Annotated in this window: 19 protein-coding genes; 6 read left to right on the top strand and 13 right to left on the bottom strand. The window is 63.8% G+C overall.

Annotation, left to right across the window (positions count from 1 at the left end; all coding sequences use genetic code 11):
* Positions 1 to 199 precede the first annotated feature (199 nt).
* The 5 genes from FDY95_RS23410 (at position 200) to FDY95_RS23390 (ending at position 6,146) form a co-directional block, all read left to right on the top strand.
* Positions 200 to 2,923, top strand: a complete 2,724-nt coding sequence (locus tag FDY95_RS23410) for a TonB-dependent receptor (RefSeq protein WP_138081690.1) — start codon at positions 200 to 202, stop codon at positions 2,921 to 2,923.
* 79 nt (positions 2,924 to 3,002) lie between these two features.
* A complete protein-coding gene (locus FDY95_RS23405) occupies positions 3,003 to 3,662 on the top strand; it encodes a hypothetical protein (protein ID WP_138081688.1) in 660 nt (219 codons plus the stop codon).
* A gap of 12 nt (positions 3,663 to 3,674) precedes the next feature.
* Positions 3,675 to 4,223 (top strand): hypothetical protein, encoded by a 549-nt coding sequence (locus tag FDY95_RS23400; RefSeq protein ID WP_138081686.1) that lies wholly within the window; start codon positions 3,675 to 3,677, stop codon positions 4,221 to 4,223.
* A gap of 12 nt (positions 4,224 to 4,235) precedes the next feature.
* Entirely contained in the window at positions 4,236 to 5,708 is a 1,473-nt protein-coding gene (locus FDY95_RS23395) for a M20/M25/M40 family metallo-hydrolase (RefSeq protein WP_138081684.1), read from the top strand.
* 45 nt (positions 5,709 to 5,753) lie between these two features.
* Complete coding sequence (locus tag FDY95_RS23390) at positions 5,754 to 6,146, top strand: hypothetical protein (protein ID WP_138081682.1); 393 nt, start codon at positions 5,754 to 5,756, stop codon at positions 6,144 to 6,146.
* Positions 6,147 to 6,324: 178 nt separating this feature from the next.
* Here FDY95_RS23390 and FDY95_RS23385 read toward each other — a convergent pair whose 3' ends face one another.
* From FDY95_RS23385 to FDY95_RS26480, 10 genes are all read right to left on the bottom strand, one after another.
* A complete protein-coding gene (locus FDY95_RS23385; protein ID WP_138081680.1) occupies positions 6,325 to 6,669 on the bottom strand; it encodes a four-helix bundle copper-binding protein in 345 nt (114 codons plus the stop codon).
* Positions 6,670 to 6,703: 34 nt separating this feature from the next.
* Entirely contained in the window at positions 6,704 to 7,285 is a 582-nt protein-coding gene (locus FDY95_RS23380; RefSeq protein WP_171025822.1) for a helix-turn-helix transcriptional regulator, read from the bottom strand.
* Between the two features lie 108 nt (positions 7,286 to 7,393).
* Positions 7,394 to 10,621 carry an efflux RND transporter permease subunit gene (locus FDY95_RS23375; RefSeq protein WP_138081676.1) on the bottom strand — a complete coding sequence of 1,076 codons (3,228 nt, stop codon included), beginning with the start codon at positions 10,619 to 10,621 and terminating at the stop codon, positions 7,394 to 7,396.
* A 44-nt stretch (positions 10,622 to 10,665) separates the two neighbouring features.
* Positions 10,666 to 11,811, bottom strand: coding sequence for an efflux RND transporter periplasmic adaptor subunit (locus FDY95_RS23370; protein ID WP_138081674.1), 1,146 nt, complete (start codon positions 11,809 to 11,811; stop codon positions 10,666 to 10,668).
* Complete coding sequence (locus FDY95_RS23365) at positions 11,795 to 12,391, bottom strand: hypothetical protein (RefSeq protein ID WP_138081672.1); 597 nt, start codon at positions 12,389 to 12,391, stop codon at positions 11,795 to 11,797. Before FDY95_RS23365 ends, FDY95_RS23370 begins: the two co-directional genes overlap by 17 nt.
* Positions 12,388 to 13,638, bottom strand: a complete 1,251-nt coding sequence (locus FDY95_RS23360) for a TolC family protein (protein WP_138081670.1) — start codon at positions 13,636 to 13,638, stop codon at positions 12,388 to 12,390. The genes FDY95_RS23365 and FDY95_RS23360 overlap by 4 nt, the downstream gene beginning before the upstream one ends.
* Positions 13,639 to 13,746: 108 nt before the next feature.
* The gene (locus FDY95_RS23355; protein WP_138081668.1) at positions 13,747 to 14,277 is read right to left on the bottom strand and encodes a heavy metal-binding domain-containing protein; all 531 of its coding nucleotides are present in this window, start codon (positions 14,275 to 14,277) and stop codon (positions 13,747 to 13,749) included.
* 22 nt (positions 14,278 to 14,299) lie between these two features.
* A complete protein-coding gene (locus tag FDY95_RS23350) occupies positions 14,300 to 15,019 on the bottom strand; it encodes a DUF305 domain-containing protein (protein WP_138081667.1) in 720 nt (239 codons plus the stop codon).
* 53 nt (positions 15,020 to 15,072) lie between these two features.
* On the bottom strand, positions 15,073 to 16,053 hold the full coding sequence (locus FDY95_RS23345) for a heavy metal-binding domain-containing protein (protein WP_138081665.1): 981 nt from the start codon (positions 16,051 to 16,053) through the stop codon (positions 15,073 to 15,075).
* A gap of 285 nt (positions 16,054 to 16,338) precedes the next feature.
* Positions 16,339 to 16,512 (bottom strand): hypothetical protein, encoded by a 174-nt coding sequence (locus tag FDY95_RS26480; protein ID WP_171025821.1) that lies wholly within the window; start codon positions 16,510 to 16,512, stop codon positions 16,339 to 16,341.
* Between the two features lie 90 nt (positions 16,513 to 16,602).
* On the opposite strand from FDY95_RS26480, the gene FDY95_RS23340 reads away from it, so the two are divergent.
* Positions 16,603 to 16,881: a hypothetical protein gene (locus FDY95_RS23340; protein WP_138081663.1), complete on the top strand. Its 279-nt coding sequence runs from the start codon at positions 16,603 to 16,605 to the stop codon at positions 16,879 to 16,881.
* Between the two features lie 199 nt (positions 16,882 to 17,080).
* Here the strand turns inward: FDY95_RS23340 and FDY95_RS23335 are convergent, their stop codons facing one another.
* From FDY95_RS23335 to FDY95_RS23325, 3 genes are all read right to left on the bottom strand, one after another.
* The gene (locus FDY95_RS23335; protein WP_138081661.1) at positions 17,081 to 19,348 is read right to left on the bottom strand and encodes a heavy metal translocating P-type ATPase; all 2,268 of its coding nucleotides are present in this window, start codon (positions 19,346 to 19,348) and stop codon (positions 17,081 to 17,083) included.
* Positions 19,349 to 19,468: 120 nt separating this feature from the next.
* Positions 19,469 to 20,026, bottom strand: a complete 558-nt coding sequence (locus tag FDY95_RS23330) for a helix-turn-helix domain-containing protein (RefSeq protein ID WP_138081659.1) — start codon at positions 20,024 to 20,026, stop codon at positions 19,469 to 19,471.
* Positions 20,027 to 20,112: 86 nt separating this feature from the next.
* Complete coding sequence (locus tag FDY95_RS23325; protein ID WP_138081657.1) at positions 20,113 to 20,325, bottom strand: heavy-metal-associated domain-containing protein; 213 nt, start codon at positions 20,323 to 20,325, stop codon at positions 20,113 to 20,115.
* Between the last annotated feature and the right edge of the window lie 221 nt (positions 20,326 to 20,546).

Genomic DNA, 20,546 nt, shown 5'->3' with positions numbered 1-20,546 from the left:
ACCTGAAAGGCCGTTTCCTCGCTGGAAACGACCTTTTTAATTGCATCAGGCCCTCATTTGCTATAACACACCTATAACTTTGCTTTAACTTTGATTAATAATTACTCAAGTTTTTAACGAACTTTCCAGCGGGCTTAAATACCCCGGGTTGCCCGCCTCATTCTGCTTCCAGCTTCTTCTCTTCCTCTTTCCACTTTCTATGAAAAAATCCCTCTTTACCCCCCTCATCACGCTTTCGGTGCTGAGCATGCCCGCAGGCCTGGCGCAGGCGCAGACCCAGGCTGAGCTGATCGGCACGGTGCAAACCGATACCGGCGAGCCGTTGCCCGGCGCGACGGTGTTTGTGCAGGGCACCTACATCGGCGGCACCACCAACGGGCAGGGCATGTTTCGCCTGCTCGTGCCGGCGCACTCCTTGCCGGCCACGGTCAACGTGTCCTTCGTGGGCTACGAAACCCACAAAGCCGTCATCGAAAACGCCGGTGACAAGCTCTCGGTCGTGCTGCTGCCCAGCCCGGCCCAGATCAACGAGGTAGTGGTATCGGCCTCGCGCGTCGAGGAAAACATTCTGCGCGCCGGCGTCACGGTCGACAAGCTCAACACCCTGCAGCTTGGCCGCCTGACGCAGCCCGACCTGATTCCGGGCTTGGCCCGCATGAAGGGCGTGGACGTCACCCAGTCCGGCATGTTCATGAGCAGCCTGAGCACCCGGGGCTTCAACGGGGCCACCTCCGAGCGCCTGGTGCAGCTGATCGACTACATGGATACGCAGTCGCCCAGCCTGAACATCAACGCCGGCAATGCCCTGGGGCTGCCGGAGATTGACATTGCCAGCGTGGAAGTCCTGCACGGCCCCTCGTCGGCCCTGTACGGGGCCAACGCCTTCAACGGGGTGGTGCTGACCAACTCCAAGGACCCCTACCAGTACGAGGGACTGAGCGTGCGCCTGCGCGGCGGCAACCGCGACTACATAGACGGCCAGCTGCGCTACGCCCTACGCTTTGGCCGCAAGGCCGCATTCAAGGTCAGCGGCAGCTATACCCGCGCCCTGGATTGGATGGCGGAGAATTACGATGCGCTGTCGGGCGCCTACGTGCCCAATAACAACCCCGCCGGCTCGGGCCTGGGTTACGATGCGGTGAACCGCTACGGCGACGTGAGTAACACGTTCAACGCCTCGGGCGGCGCCCTGAACGGCAAGACGGTATTCATGCCCGGCTGGACCGAGCGGCAGCTGATTGCCGGCGACCGGTACGCCCAGCTCTACCGCGTGGTGCCCTCGTTCCACTACCTCATCACCGACAAGGTGAAAGCCATGGTGGAATTCAAGCGGGCGGAAGGAACGACCAGCTACCAGTTTACCAACCGCTACCGCTTCAAGAACTTTGCCTCCAACCAGGTGCGGGCCGAGCTGAAGGCGGATAACTGGTTCGTGCGGGCTTACCAGACCCAGGACTTCGGCAACGACTCCTACGACCTGCCGTTCCTGGGCGCGTTCATGCAAACGGCGGTGGACCCGACCAGCACCACCGGCCGCAGCTACGCGCAGCAGTATTTCCAGGCTTACGCCGTAGCCTACAACACGTACCTGGCCCGCACCCCCGGCGACGTGGCCGGGGCGGAGCAGGCGGCGCAGGCCGCCGCGGCCCGCTACCAGCTCACGCCCGGCTCGGCCGAGTTCAACGACCTGCGTAAGCGCGTCAGCCAGGACCCCACGGCCGGCAAGGGCGCCCGCATCAACCCCAGCTCGCTGCTCAACGACGTCAGCGCGCAGTACGATTTCAAAACCCGGGCCGTGGACGTGGTCATCGGCGGCGCCTACCGGCAGTACCGCCTGGGTTCGGACGGGCAATTGTTCAGCGACCTGGACGGCAAGCGCATCGTCAACCCGGAGTTCGGCGCCTACCTGCAGCTGACCAAGCAGCTGCTTCAGGAGCGGCTGAAGCTGACGGCCGCCGGCCGCCTCGACGACAGCAAGAATTTCAAGTCGGTATTCTCCCCGCGCGCCTCGGCCGTGTACTCGCTGGGCGAGCAGAAGCAGCACAACCTGCGGGCCAGCTACAACCAGGCGTACCGCTCGCCCACCCAGCAGGGCCAGTACCTGAACCTGGATCTGGCGCGGGTGCTGCTGCTGGGCAACATCGGCGGCGGCTTCCAGGGCTACTCGACGGCCGCGGCTTCGCAGCTGGGCAGCATCCTGACCCAGCCCGCCACCGCGCAGGAGCGCCTGGCCGCCTACGAGCTGCAGGCCGACCGCCTGAAACCGGAGCGCGTGGCTACCTGGGAAGTGGGCTACAAAGGGGAGCTGGTGAAAAACGTCGTGCTCGACGTGAACTACTACCGCAGCCACTACAACGATTTCATCGGCCAGGTCCGCCTGATCAGCAACGTGGACGGAAGCCGGCCGACGCTGCCGCAGCTGGCCGCCGCCGCGCAGAGCCCGCAGCCCTTCCAGAGCGGCACTACCCGCGTGATTCAGGTACAGACCAATGCCAATCAGGAAGTGCGCACCTCCGGGGGCCTGGTGGCCCTGACGTGGACGCCCACCAAGCAGCTCAACCTGTCGGGCAACTATACCCTGAACCTGATCGACCGCAGCAACTTGCCCGAGGGCTTCCAGACCTACTACAACACCCCCAAGCACAAATACAACCTGGGGGCCTATGGGGAGCTGGCCAAGCGCTTTAGCTACAGCGTGAATTACCGCTGGGCGGAAGGCCACTTGTTCGAATCGCCCTTCGCGGCCGGCCAGCTGGCCAGCTACTCTTCCCTCGATGCGCAGGTGGGCTACCAGCTCCCGCGCCTGCACACCACGCTGCAGGCGGGCGGCTCCAACCTGGCCGACGCACGAAACATCCAGGTGTACGGCGGCCCGCAGATCGGCCGCCTGGTGTACGCCGGCCTCAGCCTCGACCTGAAATAACCCGGCCTGGCCCGGCCCCGCGTGGGGCCGGGCTTTGGCCTTTTCACCCCGTCTGTTTCACCCTTATTCCCGCATCTGTATGAGACTTCTTCTGCAGCTCGCCCTCGTGGCCACCATGCTCGTGGCCACCGCTGCCCCCTCCGACGGGCAGACTCACTCCACCAACCGCCTGGTGCAACGCAACCGGGCTGCCCAGCGCGTTACCGCCGAAGCCCCCTTGGTGTTCGTCGGCCGCCCGCTGGCCGGCGAGTTCTACCGCGACTCGGCCCATCACCTCTACCACACGACCCTCGTGGAAGTACTCGAAGTGCTGCGCGGGGATGCCTCCCTGACGCGCGGCACGCTTCAGCTGACCGACTCGCTGGGCCTGGCGCCCTCGGAACTGGAGCTGTCCATGGGCCGCGGCGACGCGCTGACGAAAGCCACTTGGGGCGTGTACTTCTGCCAGGCCTCCGCGTGGCCGGCCAACCCGTATCCGTACACCGTCGATAACGCTCAGGCCCTGCGCCTGTACGGCCGCAACCGGGAAGCGCTGCTCTACGCCGTTGATACGACCCACGGCCAGTTTATCCAAGGTCTGTACCATGTGTTCTATTCGGAAGGCTCCGTAATGGCGTTTTTGCGCGAAGTGCCGAACCTGCGTCCCATCAGCCAACCGGCCAGCTCCTACCCGGCGCGCACTTATCAGGATACCCGCCCGGTCCGTTCGGCCGCGGCCGCTTCCCCGGCTAAGCAGTAACCCGCCGGTACCATGAGAAAGCTAACCGGCCCCCTGTTGGCGTTTGCCCTCTTGCTGAGCACGGCCTCGTTGGCCGTGGGCCAGGGCTTGAACCTGGACCACCTGCAACGCATGAGCACACTCCCCGCTGATCTGCCGCTGCCCAAGCTGACGGCGGTGCTCTTTCCGTCGGATTGGGCGTACCGCGGCTACATCGGCCAAACCACGGAAGCCTACTGGACGGCCGGCGAAACGTGGACGGACGCCTCGGACGAGCGGGAGTTGTCCGAGTACTGGGTCAGCCTGCGCCCCATGCCCGGCGGCGCCATCGACGTGCTTTACAAAACCACGCATGCCGGCAGCTTCGAAGCGCTGCACCGGGAGCTGAAGCGGCTGAAAGTGCCGGCTACCCCGGTAACTTGCCTCGACTGCGAGGACGGTCCCGGGGTGCGCTACGATTGCGGGGAGTACACCGCCGCCCTTTACAGCCGCAAAAAGGCTGGCTACCCTTTTGTCGTGGTGCTGCACCGCACCGCCGCTCCCTTACCCGGCACCGCCTCGCCGGCCACTTCCCGCAACTAAGCTGCCCTGATCATGCCGTCTCCCTTCCCCTTCGTGCGCGTGCTGGCCGGCCTTGCCGCCGTCCTGGTGGCGGTAGCAGGGGTACTGGTCTACAACACCCTGCGTTTCACCCCACCGCCCGCGGCATCCCTGAACGCGCCGGCGGCGCTGGTGGTGCCGGTGCCTGATTCGGCCGTCAGTCACCTGCAGCAGGCCCTGCGCTGGCGCACCGTATCGGCCGCCGATACGGCGCAAGTAGATACGGCACAATTTGCGGGCCTGCGGCGGCTGCTGCGCCGGGCTTATCCGCGGCTGCACCGGCAGCTGACCGGCTACCTGGTCGGCGGGCGTACGCTGGTATATCACTGGCAGGGCCAGGATACTGCGCTGGCGCCCGCCGTGCTGCTGGCGCACCAGGACGTGGTGCCGGTCGAGGCGGCCACGCTCGCGCAGTGGCACGTTTCGCCCTTTGCCGGGACCGTGCGCGACGGCTACGTATGGGGCCGGGGCGTCACGGACAACAAAGCCAACCTGATAGCCATCTGCGAAGCGACGGAAGCGCTGTTGGCGCAAGGCCTGCGCCCGCGCCGGCCGGTGTACCTGGTGTTCGGCCACGACGAAGAAGTCGGCGGCCTGCGCGGGGCGGCCCGGGTCGCCCGCTGGCTGCAGGCCCGCCACCGGCGGGCCGCGTACGTGCTGGACGAAGGTGGTTTCGTGACCAGGGAGCGGGTACCGGGCCTGGTCGGTCGTCCGGTGGCCCTGATCGGCACAGCGGAGAAGGGGTATCTCACGGTCGAACTCTCGGCCGCGCTGCCCGGGGGCCACTCGTCACTGCCGGCGTCGATGACGGCTTTGGAGCTGGTAGGCGGCGCCCTCGCGCAGCTGCGGGCCCAACCGTTTCCGGCGGGCTTCACGCCGGCCATGCAGGCGTTTGCGGCCCATGTTGGCCCCCATTTGCCCTTCGGCCAGCGCCTGGCCTTTGCCAATCAATGGTTGCTGGAGCCGCTGATTTTGCGGGCCTACAGCCGTAAGCCCGGCGGTAACGCGGCCGTGCGCACGACGGTAGTTCCGACCATCTTCCGCAGCGGCGTGCAGGCCAACGTGGTGCCGACCACGGCGGCCGTGCTGCTCAACCTGCGCCTGCTCCCCGGCATGAATTCCACCCAGGCCCTGCAGCAGCTCCGGGCCCGGCTCTCCGACCAGCGCTTGCAGCTGCGCCCGGTGGGGTTCGTGTCCGAGCCGGGGCCAACCTCCGCCGATTCGGCCCGCAGCTACCGCCGCCTTGAATCCCTGGTGCACCACCTGGTGCCAGGCGTGATCAGCACGCCGTTTCTTATGACGGGCATCACCGATGCGCGCCACTTTACGGGCCTGACGCCGAACGTGTACCGCTTCTCCATGATGACCGACCCGCAGGGCTTGCACGGGGTGGACGAACGCCTGAGCCTGGCCAGCTACCGTCAGTGCATCACGTTTTATGCTTCCTTGTTGGCAGCTACTCCCTAGCGGCACTTACACAACGCCTGCCCCCTTCTTTACCCCGAGTTCTAAATGCAACAGCCTGAAACTTCCCCTCACTATCACATCGCGTTTCCCAACCCGGCCCTGAGCGTGCCCTATGATAAGTGCCTGTCCTACGCCCAACACTGCCTATGCAGCTTTCCGCACGGCGGGCTGAAGAAATGGACGGAGCAGCAGGAACCGCCGTTCAGCTATTCCGCGCTGGTGTCGCTTAAACGCAGTACCAACCGCAAGCCCGCGCCGCTGCTGGTGCAGCGCATCCTGCAGGCTTTCGGCTTTCGCACCAACCCCGTTGCGCGGCCCGAAGGGAAGACGCGCACCTACGTGTACGAGTTTGCCCACGAATCCGACCTCAACAACTTTACTCATCAGCTTTCCGAGTTCGAGAAAGTCAAGGTGCCGGCCGAAGCCGCATCGGTGTAACCTCCGCGCTGCCCAAGGCGAAAGGCCCTGCTATGTCAAAGTAGCAGGGCCTTCTTTGTGAGTCTCGTGGCATCTTGACCTAAAACAGAACCGAACGTTGAATTAACGGTTCAGGGAAAACAAACGACAAGCGCCTATCCAAGAGTCTTGGATAGGCGCTTGTGATAACGACAACGCACTAGTGACCAGCCGTACTTCCTGCAGCCTGCATGCAGGCCTCTTCGCAGCGCTTACAGGCTTCGGCGCACTGGCGGCAGTGTTCCATGTGCTGATGTTGGGCGCATTCGTTTCCGCAGGCGCGGCAGATTTCGGCACATTCACGCAGTAAGTGTTGGGCATGCTCCGAGCCGCGGGCTACGAAGCGGGCCGTCAACGCGCAGATGTCGGCGCAGTCGCGGTCCAGCTGAATACAGCGGACCATCATCTTCACGTCCTGCTCTTGCAGGCAGGCGGTGGCGCAGTGTTCACAAGCAGCTACGCAGTCGGCCAGCGCTTGGAGGAGGGTTTGATTTTGCTGGTGCATGGTTTTTTGAGGTTGAGTGTCCGAGTGTTTCTCTTTACTTACCCTCCGCAGCCGGTGTGGTTGGGCACAGTTCGGCGGCGTCACTTGCAAAATTTGCCGGCACTTCGCTCATCTGCTGGCGGTACTCGGTGGGGGCTACGCCCAGCACCTGCCGGAATTGCCGCGACAGGTGCCCGTGGCTGCTGTAACCGAGCTGCCGCGCAATGCGGCCGACAGACAACGTAGAAGTTTTCAGCAGTCGAGCCACGGTGGCTACCCGGCGCTGAATGACGTATTGTTCCAAGCTGACGCCCTCTTCGGCCGAAAACGCATGGCTCAAGGACGAGTAGTTGCGCTGCATTTTCGCGCTGAGCATGGCGGCAAAACGCCCATGCAGGCCCTCTGGGTTGGTGGTGAGCAACTCTTCCACGGCCGCGGTAATCTGGTCGACCAAGCGCTGGCGGGGCAGGTGCCAGAGTTCGAAGCCATCCGCGGCCAATGCCTGCACCAGTTGGGCCCAGTCTACGGCCGTCCGCTCAACCCCCAGCTCGACCAAGCCGAGTTCCACGCGCCGGATAGGGTAGCCCAAGCGTCGAAGGACCTCGCGGACGGCCTGCACGCAACGCGGGCACATCATGTGCTTGACCAGGAAAATGGTTCTGGGAGTTAAGTCGGCGGTGCGGGTACCTTCCATTACTACGGTTGCGGCTGACGGAACGCCCGATTGCTCGGGCCCATCGGGGTGTTACGAGGACTGGGGCGCTGAGCCGGGCTGTACGTCGGCGGACGGCGTAAACGGCTGCGGGTCCAGCTCCTGCGGGTGGGCTCCCAAGCCCGTTTCGTGGTGACCGGCGAAATACTCCGCCAGCGCTTTTTCGCCTACCAGCCAGAAGACCACAGGCGTGACGATGATATCGAGGAACGTCGACGAAAGCAGGCCGCCCAGGATGACGGTGGCCACCGGGTAAAGGATTTCTTTACCTGGCGCGTCCTTGGCGAGGGTGAGCGGCACCAGCGCCAGCGCGGCCACCAGCGCCGTCATCAGCACCGGCACTAAGCGCTCCAGGGAGCCGCGGATAATCATGGGCTTGCTGAACTGCTCCCCTTCGTGCTCGACCAAGTGGATGTAGTGCGAAATCATCATGATGCCGTTGCGCGAGGCAATGCCGGTAAGCGTGATGAAGCCCACCAGCGAGGCAATGCTGAACGTGCCCCCGGTGAGCAGCACGGCTACCACCGAGCCGATCAGCGCCAACGGGATGTTGAGCATGATCTGCAGCACCATGCGCGGCGACTTGAAGTGCGAGTAGAGCACCAGGAAGATGCCGGCCAGCGAAAACAGACTCAACCACAGAATCTTCTGCGACGCCGACTGTTGGCTCTCGAACTGCCCGCCGTAGGTCAGGTAGTACCCACTGGGCAGTTTCACCTGCTGACGCACCCGCTGCTGAATTTCCTGCACCGTGGAGCCCAGGTCGCGGTCGGCCACGTTCAGCGAGATGGTAATGCGGCGTTGGGTGTTTTCGTGGTTGATGGTGTTTGGCCCAGGCTCGTAGCTCACGTCGGCAATGGCGCTGACGGGCACAAAGCCCCCGGCCGGCGTTTCGATACGGGTGTTGGCAATGGCCTGCAGGTCGTTACGCTGCTCTTCGGGTAGCTTCACGATGAGGTCAAAGCGCTGCTGCCCGTTGAGCATTTGCGACACCACGGAGCCCTGAAACAGCGTCTGCAGGTCCTGCACCACTTCGCCGCGCTGCATGCCGTAGGCGCGCAGGGCCTGGTCGCGCGGGCGGATGAGCAGCTGGGGTATCTGCACTTGCTTTTCCACCTGCAAGTCCACCACACCGGGCACCGCGGCGGCTACGTCGCGCACTTGGGCGGCGTAGCGGCGGAGCTCCAGCAAGTCGTTGCCGAAGAGTTTGATAGCCACCTGCGCCCGTACCCCGGACAAGAGGTGGTCGAGGCGGTGGCTGATGGGCTGGCCGATGTTCACGTTCACCCCTTTAATCAGGCTCAGCCGTTGGCGCAAGTCGGCCAGGATTTCGTCCCGGCTGCGCATCTCGCGGCCTTCTTTCTCCAGCTCCGCTTCCGACTTGAAGGCCACCTCGATTTCGGAGTTGTTCACCGATTCGGCGTGCTCGTCGAGCTCGGCCCGGCCGGTGCGGCGGGCGGTGTACGCCACTTCCGGTACCTGCAGCATCAACTCTTCACCAATGGTACCCAGCTTGTTGGACTCGGTGAGCGAAGTGCCGGCCGGCGCCGAGAAGTTGACCGTTAGCGAGCCTTCGTTGAAGGGCGGCAGGAACTCGGTGCCGAAGAACGGGACCAGGGCAGCAGCACCCATAAACAAGGCGACTGTCGAGGTCAGGACCACTTTGGGGTGGGTCAGGCCCCAGTTGAGCAGGCGCGTGTCCTTATTCTTCAACCAGCGCACCAACGGCCCGTCGGTTTCGGCGTGGTTCATCTGCTTCATCTTGGGCAGCAAGTAGTAGCAGAGCACCGGCGTGACGGTGAGCGAGACGAACAGCGACGCCACGATGCTGGTGATGTACGCGATGCCCAAGGGCGCGAAAATGCGGCCCTCCATGCCCTCCAGCGCGAACAGGGGCAGGAACACCAGCACCACGATGATGGTGGCGTACACGATGGAATTACGCACCTCTGAGGACGCGGCGTAGATGACCTGCAGTACCGGCTTCGGATTGGGGAGGTGCCGGTTCTCGCGCAGGCGCCTGTACACGTTCTCCACGTCCACGATGGCGTCGTCGACCAGCTCGCCGATGGCAATGGCCAGGCCGCCGAGCGTCATGGTGTTGATGCTGATGCCGGCGAAGCGAAACACCAGCGCCGTTACCAGCAGGGACAACGGAATGGCCACCAGCGAGATGAACGTGGTACGCACGTTCAGCAGGAAGGCAAACAATACGATAACCACCAGAATAGCCCCGTCGCGCAGGGCTTCCTCCACGTTCGTAATCGACGACTCAATAAACTCCGACTGTTTAAACAGGCGGGAGTTAAACTTCACGTCTTTGGGCAGCGAGGGCTGCAAGTCCGCCAGCGCGGACTCTACACGCTGCGTCAGGTCTACCGTAGCCGCGCTGGGCTGCTTCTCGATGCTGAGAATGACGGCCGGCTTGCCATTTACGCTCCCGTCGCCGCGCTTGAAGCGGGCACCGAACTGCACCGTTGCCACCTGCGCTACCGTGATGGGCGAGCCTTCGCGGTAGCCGACCACGATGTTCTCGATTTCGTCGACCGAGCGCAGCCGGCCCAGGTTGCGAATGAGCACCTCGGAGCCCTGCCGGTCGAAGAAGTTGCCGGTGGTATTCAGGTTCGACTGGCGCAAGGCGTCTTCCACCTGGTTGATGGTCAGCCCCGTGGCGTTCAGCCGGTTCAGGTCCACGAGCACTTGGTACTGACGCGTGTCGCCGCCAATGGGAATAACCTGGGCGACGCCGGGAATGGAAAGCAGGCGCTGGCGTACGGTGTAGTCGGCCAGGGTGCGCAGGTCGGCATTCGAGGTCTGCCCGCCACTGGTCATGCCGACGAGCATAATCTGACCCATCACCGAGGAAATGGGGCCGAGCACCGGCGAAACGCCCTGCGGCAGCTGTTCACCCACGGTCTGCAGCTTCTCGGAGACGATCTGCCGGGCGGTGAAGATGTCGGTACCGTAGTTGAACTCCACGAATACCATTCCGAGGCCGATAGCCGAGTTGGAGCGTACGGCCGCTACGCCGGTAGCCCCGTTCAGCGCGGTTTCGACCGGCAGCGTCACCAGCGCTTCCACTTCCTCCGGCGCCATGCCCGGCGACTCCAGGAACACGGTCACACGGGGCCGGTCCAGGTCGGGCAGCACGTCCACAGGTAGGTCGCGGGCGGTGAAGAGTCCCGCCACAATCAGCGCGGCCGCGAAGGCCAACGCCAGCAGGCGGTTCTGCAACGCAAAACGAATGATTTGATCGAGCATGGGCAGCAAGAGAGCTGCTACCGACAAGGGGTAGCGGGCTCACCTTATTGGTTGAGGTAAATGGACTTGAGTTGGTAGGTGCCCCGCGTGACGACCCGGTCGTTCTCGTTGATACCCGCCAGGATGGTCGTTTGCTGGGCGTTGGCGGTTCCTGTCTTCACGTAGCGCACTTTGAAGACTTCCGGTGCCGTGTGCACGTACACCACGGGTTTGCCGTTGAGGTCGGTCACGGCCGAGGTCGGCACCATCAGCTGCTTGGCTCCGTGGCTGCGGCTGATGACCTGCACGTTCACGGCCTGACCGGGGCGCAGCAACGCACTACCCGCGCCGTCCACAGCCAGAATCAGCTGCCGGGCCTGGTTCGTGGGGTTGACCACGTTGCTGTAGGACACCACCCGCGCCGGCACACTGCCCTGTTGTCCCTGCAGCCCCTCGATGCGGAATTGCGCGTCGGGGCTGACACCGTCCATATCTTGCGGAAACACCTGCGCCTGCACCTGCAGCTTACCGGGGTTGAGCACGCGCAGCAGTTCGTCGCCTTGGTTTACCTGCTGCCCTACGGCGAGGGAAAAATTATCGACGGTGCCGCTGATGGGCGAGGTAATGGTCACCCGGCGCTGCTGGCCCTGGTTGTTCAGGATGTCGGCGTTCTGACGCGCCTGCCGTAAGCGCAGCTCGGCGTTGACCACCTCTTTGCGGGCGGCAATGTCCTCGATGCTCTTGAGGCGGGCGTAGTCGCGCTCGGCGGCCCGCAGCTCCGCCTGCGCGTTGGCGCGCTCCGTAGCCAGCCCAATCTGCTCGGGCGCGGCCAGGGTCTGGTCGAGCACGGCCAGCACCTGCCCGGCGCGTACCTGCTGGCCCACCTGCACGGGCAGGCTGACGAGGCGACCGGTTTGCGGAGCCACGGCACGGCCCTCGCCCCCGCTGGCCGGCGCTACGGTGCCGTAGAGCGTGGCCTGCGTGGTGAAGTCGGAGAAGGATACCAACGAGGTGCGTACCTCGAAGAGAAACTGGCTTTCTTTTGGCAGCGCTACCTCATCGGGCGCCGTGGCCGCAGCTGAAGGTTTAGCGGCTGAGTCGCCGTGGTCTTCGCCGCCGTGCGCCCACAACGAGGCCGGTGGGGGCAGGGCGACGGCCAGCACGGCGGTAGCAGCAGCAGCCACCGCCAGCAGTTTACGCGGGGTTTTCATACGCAAGGGAGTTTTGGGGGCCACGACGACGAACGAGGAGCACGGTAAGCAGCACGCCAGCCACGAAGGCCCCGGCGACGAGCACCCAGATTTTCCAGCCGCTTAACCAGCCTGTGGCGGCGGCAGGTGCGGCGGCTACGGGTAGCTCTTTGCCTACTTCGATGCCTTCGAGCAGCAGCAAGTCGGCTCGCTCGCCGGAGACGATGCTGACGGTCAGGCTGTACTTCTGATTGGCCGGAAAGCTCCCTTCCACGAGGTACACGCCGGGACCCTGGGCCGTCGCCGTGAACTTCTCGTTGGGCGCTTCCGGCACGGTAAGCGTCAGCTGAGCCCCCTGGATGGGGGCATTGGTGGCGTAGTCGGATACGAACAGCTGCAGGTGCGCCGGCTCGCTCTTCTTCAAGGGCTTGAAGCGCAGCAGCAGCTCAAACTGCTCGGAGAGGGCAGCCACGGAAAAGGACGTCGCGCCGGGTGCGGGCGCAGTGGTACCGCCGCCGTGGTCTTCGCCACCGTGCGCCCACGCGCGGCCGGGCACGAGCACCAAGCACCACAGAAAGAGGAAAATCAGGCGCTGCATCATTGGCCCCGCAGGTAGTTAAGCTCGACCATCGCCTGCCCGTAGTCGCGCAGGGTGGTGAGGTAGGTGAATTGTATGTCGAATGCCTGGCGCAGGCTCTGGAACAAAACCAGGTAGCTCACTTCGCCGGCTTGGAAGAGTCGTTGGGAAGCACTGATGATGGTGCGCGCCTGGGGCAGGCCGGTCTGCTGGTAGTAGCCCAGGCTGCTGTTGAACTTGCGCACGTCGGCCAGCGCCTGGCGGTATTGCGTGCTCAATTCCAGTCGCTGCACGTCCAGTTCGGCCGACGCCGCTTGCGAGCGGGCCGTAGCCGCCTGCAGCTGCGAGCGGTAGGTCCAAAACCACAGCGGCACCGATACGCCCGCCTGAAAACGGTAGCCGTACGGAGAGTTTCGCTCGCCCTGATTCATGTAGCCCAGCGTCAGGGCCGGCGTGCGTTGCGCCCGCACCAGGCTGATGCCGGACTGGCTCAACCGCACGTTCTGCTGGTAATAGCCCAGCGTCGGGCTGGCAGCTACGGCGCTGCTGTCGGCTGTCGGCAACTCGGCCAGCAGGGCGGTGCCCTGGGTGGCCAACTGTTGACCCGCCTGGCGCAGGTCAGAGCTCGTCGCAAGGTCCTGCGCGCCGGGCTGGCCGATGAGCAAGCCGAGCTGTTGCTGAGCCGCCTGCAGGTCGGTACGCGCCTGTGCCAATTGGTTGGCTACCTGTTTGGCTTCGGCTTCGGTGCTGATCTTCTGCAGCAGGTCGATTTCGCCGGCCGCGTGCAAGCGCCCCACCGCCGTGTACAGCCGCTGGTACAGGCTGTCCTGCTGGGTGAGCTGGCGCACCAGGGCTTCGGCGTACTGCAGGTTCACGTACGCCCGGCGCACGTCCCGGCGCACGGTGGCGACTTGCACCAGCTGGTTACGGCTAGCCAGTTCGATACCGGCCTGCGCCTGCTTCGCCTGCCGCCGGTACACCGTGGGCGACTGAATGGTTTGCACCGCCCCGAAGGTGTAGAAGTTGCCCGTGGGCGCTTCCATCAACAGGTCGGGGTTGGTGAGGCTAAACGAGCCCCGCTTGAGTGCCCGTTGCTCGTCGAGCTGCCGCGCGGCCTGGCGTAACCGCGGGTGTTGCCGCTCGGCGCGGGCCACGGCGCTGTCCAGGCTCAGCACCTGCGAAACCTGCGCACGGGTTAGCCGCGGGCTCAGCATCCCCACGGCGAGGACCACTAGGAGCAGGGCGCTGAATCGGAAGGTTGATCGGTTCATGGGTTTGGGTTCGGCCGTGGCAGAGGCCGGCGCTGCTGCAGATGCTCGTAGCGCCGGCCAGCCACGGAGTAAGCGGCTGCGGACTCAATGGCCCGCCTGCCGTAGCGGTTAGGCTTTCTTCACCAGGTCCATGCCGCAGGTCGGGCACTTGCCGGGTTTGGTGCTTTCGCTGCCCTTGCAGCCCATCGGGCAGACGTAGCCGACGGCTTTGGCCTTCGCGCTGGTGCTGGCGAGCTTGTCAAAGCGGGCGTTGATGGTTTCGCTGCCCCGGCGCAGGGTCAGGATAGCCGTCGTGGGCGTGGCGCCGGCCGGGATGGTGGCGCGCAGTTGGTCGTCGCCGTAGGGCGCGAGCGTGACATTGGTGGTCTTGCCGCCCTGCAGCACCATTGCCGTGCCGGTTAGCCCCTTGTTGGCCAGTACCTGCTCCTTACCGTCGAGCAGGTAGGCGGTCATCTGGCCGTCCTTGAGCACGAGCTCCACATGGTACTTGCCCGCGGTGCGCACGATGCCCCCGTGCGGAGCCGTGTGGGCGTGGGTTTCGCCGGCGGCGTTGTGCCCCTGGCCGTGGCCGTGTTGGGCGGAGAGGGAGAGGGGAGCAGCCAGCAGGGCAGCCGCCAAGAGCAATTGCGAGAACTTCATAAAAGTGGAAAGGGAAGGGGAGTTACTTACCGGCGCCGTGTTGGGTCAGCCAGTCTTGGAGTTGCTTGATTTCCTGTTGCTGTGCGTTGATCATCTGCTGCGCCATTTCCTTGAGGCGCGTGTCGCGGCCGTGGTCCAGCTCCGCCTGGGCCATGTCGATGGCGCTCTGGTGGTGCGGAATCATCATGGCCGCGAAGTCTTGGTCCACGTTGCCGGACTCCTGGGGCATGTTCTTCATCATGCCATCCATCGACGCGGTCATCTTGCGCTGGAACGGGTCGCTGGGGTTGGTCGGCTGGTAGTTCGTGGGCGCGTCGTCCAGGCGGGTGGCGATTTGCTCCAGCTCCTGAATTTCTTTCTTCTGGTCGGCGCTGATCTTCTCGGCCATCTGGCGCAACATGGCATCTTTGCCGTCGCGCAGCTCTACGGCGGCCATTTCCACGGCACCCCGATGGTGGTCCATCATCATATGCGCGAAGTCGTGGTCGGTATTGCCCTTGGGCTTCGTCGCGTGCATTTGCTGCATCATGTTGTTCATGGCCATCATCATCGGCCCACCGCTGGTTTCGCCGTGGTTCATCGTCGAGTGGTCCATCCCGGCCATGTCGCCACTGGCGTTGTCAGTGGCTGCAGCGGGCTGCGTACTCGTTTCAGCCGATTCGGCGGGCTTGTTGTCGCAACTGGTTAGCGCCAACGCGCCCGTCATGAGCAGGGCCGTGAGCAGGTGGATGGGAGTTTTCATGAGGTCGGGTGTTCGGTAATGAGGGTAAAATCTGATGAAGTGAAGCGGAGCCTTTAGGCCGCAGCCGGGGCGACGTTCACCGTGAAATCAGCTGTCTGAATGGTGCCGGCGTGGTTGAATTGCAGGAAGACGCGGTACAGACCTGGCTTCTCGAAAGTGGTATGGAAGCCGATGCGTGGCCCCTTGTCGGCCTGGTCTTCGGGGTGTACGTGCAGGTATTGCGCGCCGTCTTCGCTCAGGACGACCATGTGCCCGAGCGCGCCGAGGTAGTTGTCGAGGTCCGTGACGGGCTTGCCGCCGCGGTTCACAGTCACGCTCACGGCCAGCGGCTGCCCCACCTGAGCGGGCTTGTCAAACGCGAGGTCGGCTGCGTAGCCGTTCTTCTCCCAGCGCATCTGGTCCTTGGTGAACTTCACGGCTGGTCGCGTCGGGCCGCTCACTTGCAGGGTCTGCCGGCCGAGCTGGTGCGTACCGCCTTGGGGCTGGTAGTCCTGGTAAAGCAGGTAGGTGCCGCCGGTTTTGAACGTGAACGGCACGTCGTAGCGCCCCGACGCTTTAAATTCGGGGTGCTCGTGGAAGAACTCTGAGAGGTCTTTCGAGACGATGATCAGGTGCATCTTCTTCTCGTGCACCACGGCCAGCGGTACCGGGGTTGTCTCGCTGCCGACCACTTGCGGTTGAAACGAGAGGGTGACGGGTTGGCCGGCAGCCGGCTGGGCGGGCGAAGCCGTCAGGTTCATCTGGTACGTCTTGCCGTCCCCGGCTGCCCCGTCGGTATGCTCCAGCTTCATGCCGCATTTGGGGCAATTACCGGGCTTATCGCTCGTCACCTCGGGGTGCATCGGGCAGGAGTAGATATGGCCGCCGCTGTGTTCGGCGCCGGCGCCGTGGTCATGCTGCTCACCCGCTTCGTGCTGGTGCTCGGCGGTGACGTCGGTGGGTGTGTTCGTGGAGGAAGAGGAGTCGTTGGACGAGCAGGAGGTCGTCCAGGCAAGGGTTGCCAATGCGAAGACCGGCAGCAGTATGCGCTTCATGGGGTATGGTAATAAGGGAGAGACGGCAAGGGGATAGTTCAACCCCGGAATTGCTGCCAAGCGACAAAGGCGAAAGCAACAGCGAGTAGGGCGTAGAGCCCATAGGTGGCGAGTCGACGCCACGGGGAGGGCGGCTGTGGACCACCGGGTTGGCAGCAGCTCTTCATGGCCGTACCAGCGAAAAGGGAAGACGAAAGACGAATAGGGTCCGCGAAGGGCACGCAAAAAGGTCCGGCCTCGCCACGGCATAACCGGGCGGGCGCGGACCTTACAGGGCGCGAAACGCTAAATCGTCAGGGAGCCGATGAAGATTCGGATGTCCGGAATCTTCGGCTTCAGGTGCGTGGGCGGCACCAGGGTAACGGCTTGGGTCGAGTCCCAGGCCACGAAACGGGGTACCAGCACGTCATATACGGGCGGCAAGTCCAGCACCATCGGGGCGAACTTTTCGAGGCTCACCTTCGGCGGGGTACCTAATGCGGCCCACAGCGACTTCGCGTCGTCCTGGCAGCATTTCGGGTCGCTGTGCTTCTCGGCAGGCACCGCCGCATGGGCGTGCTTACGCTTTCCAGCAGCTGCGTGGTCGTGCTTGTGGGCATGACCGTTCGGGTGCTGATGCGTGTGCTTGCCAGCGGCACCATGCTGGTGCGGCGGCGTGCCAGGCGCGTGCTGATGCGGACGGGATTCGCCCGTGAGGTGCATCTGTGCGCAGGCAATCTGACCCACGAGCACGTGCAGAAACAGCGCTACAAACGTAGCGGCCGTAGTGCGACGGTATCGACGGATCAGTTGGAACATGGCGCGAAAGGAACGACGAAAGTAAAGTGAAAGTTTGGTGCGGTTGGTTTCCGGAGCGACGACTGAAAGCGGCTGTCAGACAGCTGTCTAGCTGGAGTGGTGTCGAAAAAGTGCTGTCAGACAGCTATTTGAAGTGATATGACTGTTGAACTACATCGGCGGCAGTGTACCCACGGGTGAGAATTTTATAACTCTCACGCATAATTGTGTAAGCCCCCTACGTAGGCACTTACAGCCGCGACGCCCGCAGCCGCAGGCTGTTGCTCACCACCGATACCGAGCTGAGCGCCATCGCCGCGCCGGCAATCATGGGGTTGAGCAGAAAGCCGTTGATGGGGTAGAGCAACCCGGCGGCGATGGGAATACCGATCAGGTTGTAGATGAACGCCCAGAACAGGTTCTGGCGGATGGTCTGCACCGTCCGGCGCGAGAGGCGCAGCGCTTTGGGCACCAGGTTCAGGTCGGAGGTGATGAGCGTCATCTTGGCTACGTCCATCGCAATGTCCGAGCCCCGGCCCATGGCAATGCTCACGTCGGCCTGGGCCAGCGCCTGCGAGTCGTTGATGCCGTCGCCAACCATCGCAACCACCTTGCCCTCGGCCTGCAGCTGCTGCACGAAAGCGGCTTTGTCGGCAGGCAGCACTTCGGCGCGGAAGTGCTGCACGCCCACCTGAGCGGCCACCGTGCGGGCGGTCTGTTCGTTGTCGCCCGTGAGCATGTACACGGCAATGCCCTGCTCCTGCAGTCGGGCAACAGCTTGCCGGGACGTTTCCTTTACGCGGTCGGCAATGGCTACCACCGCCAGGACGCGGCGACTGTCGGCGAAGAAGACCACCGTTTTGGCCTGTTGCTGCAGCTCGGCTACCAGCTTCTCCACGGCGGCGTCCACCGTGACGTGGTTCTCCTGTAGCAGGCGCAGGTTGCCGACCAAGTACCGCTCACCCTCGAAACGGGCTTCGACACCCCGACCGGTCAGGCTGGTGAAGTCGGTGAGGGCAGCCGCTTGCCGCACAGCGGTCGGCTGCAGGTAGCGCACCACGGCTTCTGCCAGCGGGTGCTCGGAGTGGGCTTCGATGGCCTGCAAGACAGCCGCGTGAACGGGCTGTTCGGCCGTTGTGCTGAGCCAGTGCAGGTCGGTAACCTCGGGCTTGCCTTCGGTGATGGTGCCGGTCTTGTCGAGTACCATCGCGTTGACTTTGTAGCCCAGTTCCAGGCTTTCGGCGTCCTTGATGAGGATGTTGTGCTCGGCTCCTTTACCGACACCCACCATGATAGCGGTAGGGGTGGCCAGGCCGAGCGCACAGGGGCAGGCAATGACGAGCACTGTCACCAGGGCCAGCAAGCCCTGCGTGAGGGCGTTGTCGCCCCCGAACACCAGCCAGGCGGCGAAGCTCAGCAGCGCAATGCCCATGACCACGGGCACGAAGATGGCGGCAATCTTGTCCACGAGCTTCTGCACCGGGGCTTTGCTGCCCTGCGCTTGCTGCACCATCTGGATGATCTGAGCCAGCACGGTCGCCCCGCCGATTTTCTCGGCCCGGAAGCGGAACGCGCCCTTCTGATTGACGGTGCCAGCAAACACCTGAGCGCCGGCTGCTTTTTCGACCGGCACGGGTTCCCCACTGATCATGCTTTCGTCCACGAAGGAGCTGCCGCTGGTCACCACCCCGTCGACGGGCACTTTCTCGCCGGGGCGCACCACCACTTCGTGTCCGATGCGCACCTGCACGGCCGGAATTTCCTGCTCCTGCCCGTTCTCGATGACGCGCACCGTCTTGGGCTGCAGCCCCATCAGCTTCTTGATGGCCGACGAGGTGTTGGACTTGGCCCGCTCTTCCAGCAGCTTGCCCAGCAGAATGAACACGATGATGACCGTAGCCGCCTCGAAGTACACGTGCGGGTGCACCCCGCGGCGGTGCCAGAACGCGGGGTAGATAGTGTTGAAGGCGCTGAACAGGAACGCAATTCCCGTGCTCAGGGCCACCAGTGTGTCCATGTTGGCGCGGCCGTGCCGGGCCTGCCGGTAGGCCCCCACGTAGAAGTTGCGGCCGAGCCAGAGCACCGGCAGCGACAGCACGAGCATGATCCAGTTGGCGTAGGGCGCGTCCATCCAGAACATGCCCAGCGCCACCACCGGCGCAGCCAGCACGGCGGCCCAGATGGTCTTGCGCCGGAGCTCCTGGTAGTGCTGCTCTTGCAGCTCAGCTTGCTTGTCGGCGGCGTTGTCCTCGTCCACTATCAGGTCGTAGCCGACCGACTGTAGGGCCTGCTGCAACTGCGGCAGCTGCACCTGGCTGGGGTCGAAGGCAATGGCGGCCGTTTGGGTAGCGAAGTTAACGCCCGCCTCGGCCACGCCGGGCTGCGCCTTGAGCATCGACTCGGCGCTGGCTGCGCACGACGCGCAGCTCAGACCGGTGATGGGGACGGTTATCTGTTTCAACTGCCCGGCCCGGGTGCCAGACGGGCGGCGGGTCGGCGAAAGGGTTTCAGTAGTCATAGCGGTAGGCGGATAAGCCGCCGGTTGTGCCACAAAGGAAGCGTCGGCAGCCAAGGGGCTGTGTGCGCAATTGTGGGTAAGTGTTGCAACATTCGGACGAGGCAACTTCCTCGCTGCCCGCTAGGCCGTCTGCGGCATCTCCCGTACCAGTTGGCGGTACTGCGAAGGCGTCATGCCCGTCTCGCGCTTGAACTGGTTGGAGAAGTGGTGGCTGCTGCTGTAGCCCAAGCGGTCGGCTATGTCGGCCAGGGTGTCTTGCGTAGCTGCGAGTAGCTGGCGGGCCAGCTCCACGCGGCGGCTGATCAGGTACCGCTCCAGCGTCAAGCCTTGTGTATCGGAGAACAGCGTGCTCAGGGAGTGGTAGTTCTGGTGCAGCGCGTCGCTCGCGTAAGCGGCCAGCGTCAACTTACGAGCCTGCTCCTGCTGAATCCACTCGTCGACCAGCTGCTTGAGGCGGGCAATGGTGCGGGACTGTTTGTCGTCGAGCACCTCAAAGCCCTCCTCTTCCAGCTGTTCTCGCACCAAGGTCAGATCACGCGGGTACTCATCGTCGGTGCGGTACGTGAGCGAGCCCAGTTCGACGCCCGTGACGGTGAAGCCCAGGTCCATGAATAAGGTCTTCACCGTCTGGATGCAACGGGGGCATACCATGCCTTTGATGCGCACGAGGTGCTCCATATATGGCTAAGTCGACAGAACGGGCTCAAAACCACAAACGCCTGAGCAGAGCCCAAGCGTTTGCATGAACGGTACCTTGGACGACGTTACGCCTGGGCGGGTTCGGCTTTGAAGCCGGCTTTTTCCACCAACTCGACCACCTCGTCTGAGTTCAGGTCGCAGGTTACGGTCAGAATCTTGTCGGGGTTGGCGGTATCCACCTGCCAGTTCTCGATGGACTTCTCGCCGTTCAGGGTCGGGGTAACGGCTTTCACGCAGCCGCCGCAATTGATGTTGGTCTTAAACTTCAGCGTGTTCATGGCTTGGGTAGTAAAAGGGTAGGGCCAGCTCTGAAGGCCGGTCGGGAATGAACCTATGCAAAAGTACGGCCGGGGTCCGGCGGCGGCTGTACACAATCATTGCTCGTTATTACAAGATTCGTCACCGGGGTAGCGCAGCGTTGCGGGCTTGCGTAGGTTTACTACAAGCTGCCCTTTTTCGGGTACTACACGATGGAAATGATGTCCCCTGCCGCCACCCG

The organism is Hymenobacter jeollabukensis, assembly GCF_005771675.1.
GTDB lineage: Bacteria > Bacteroidota > Bacteroidia > Cytophagales > Hymenobacteraceae > Solirubrum > Solirubrum jeollabukense.
Note: the sequence above shows the minus strand (reverse complement) of the source record. Positions and strands in the feature narration are given on the sequence as shown.

Coding starts and splice junctions, on each gene's coding strand:
- FDY95_RS23375 (WP_138081676.1), bottom strand. CDS start 10,621: ATGCTCGATCAAATCATTCGTTTTGCGTTGCAGAACCGCCTGCTGGCG.
- FDY95_RS23365 (WP_138081672.1), bottom strand. CDS start 12,391: ATGATGCAGCGCCTGATTTTCCTCTTTCTGTGGTGCTTGGTGCTCGTG.
- FDY95_RS23370 (WP_138081674.1), bottom strand. CDS start 11,811: ATGAAAACCCCGCGTAAACTGCTGGCGGTGGCTGCTGCTGCTACCGCC.
- FDY95_RS23325 (WP_138081657.1), bottom strand. CDS start 20,325: ATGAACACGCTGAAGTTTAAGACCAACATCAATTGCGGCGGCTGCGTG.
- FDY95_RS23385 (WP_138081680.1), bottom strand. CDS start 6,669: ATGCACCAGCAAAATCAAACCCTCCTCCAAGCGCTGGCCGACTGCGTA.
- FDY95_RS23380 (WP_171025822.1), bottom strand. CDS start 7,285: ATGATGTGCCCGCGTTGCGTGCAGGCCGTCCGCGAGGTCCTTCGACGC.
- FDY95_RS23390 (WP_138081682.1), top strand. CDS start 5,754: ATGCAACAGCCTGAAACTTCCCCTCACTATCACATCGCGTTTCCCAAC.
- FDY95_RS23395 (WP_138081684.1), top strand. CDS start 4,236: ATGCCGTCTCCCTTCCCCTTCGTGCGCGTGCTGGCCGGCCTTGCCGCC.
- FDY95_RS23355 (WP_138081668.1), bottom strand. CDS start 14,277: ATGAAGTTCTCGCAATTGCTCTTGGCGGCTGCCCTGCTGGCTGCTCCC.
- FDY95_RS23400 (WP_138081686.1), top strand. CDS start 3,675: ATGAGAAAGCTAACCGGCCCCCTGTTGGCGTTTGCCCTCTTGCTGAGC.
- FDY95_RS23330 (WP_138081659.1), bottom strand. CDS start 20,026: ATGGAGCACCTCGTGCGCATCAAAGGCATGGTATGCCCCCGTTGCATC.
- FDY95_RS23345 (WP_138081665.1), bottom strand. CDS start 16,053: ATGAAGCGCATACTGCTGCCGGTCTTCGCATTGGCAACCCTTGCCTGG.
- FDY95_RS23350 (WP_138081667.1), bottom strand. CDS start 15,019: ATGAAAACTCCCATCCACCTGCTCACGGCCCTGCTCATGACGGGCGCG.
- FDY95_RS23335 (WP_138081661.1), bottom strand. CDS start 19,348: ATGACTACTGAAACCCTTTCGCCGACCCGCCGCCCGTCTGGCACCCGG.
- FDY95_RS23360 (WP_138081670.1), bottom strand. CDS start 13,638: ATGAACCGATCAACCTTCCGATTCAGCGCCCTGCTCCTAGTGGTCCTC.
- FDY95_RS23410 (WP_138081690.1), top strand. CDS start 200: ATGAAAAAATCCCTCTTTACCCCCCTCATCACGCTTTCGGTGCTGAGC.
- FDY95_RS23340 (WP_138081663.1), top strand. CDS start 16,603: ATGGGCGTGCTTACGCTTTCCAGCAGCTGCGTGGTCGTGCTTGTGGGC.
- FDY95_RS23405 (WP_138081688.1), top strand. CDS start 3,003: ATGAGACTTCTTCTGCAGCTCGCCCTCGTGGCCACCATGCTCGTGGCC.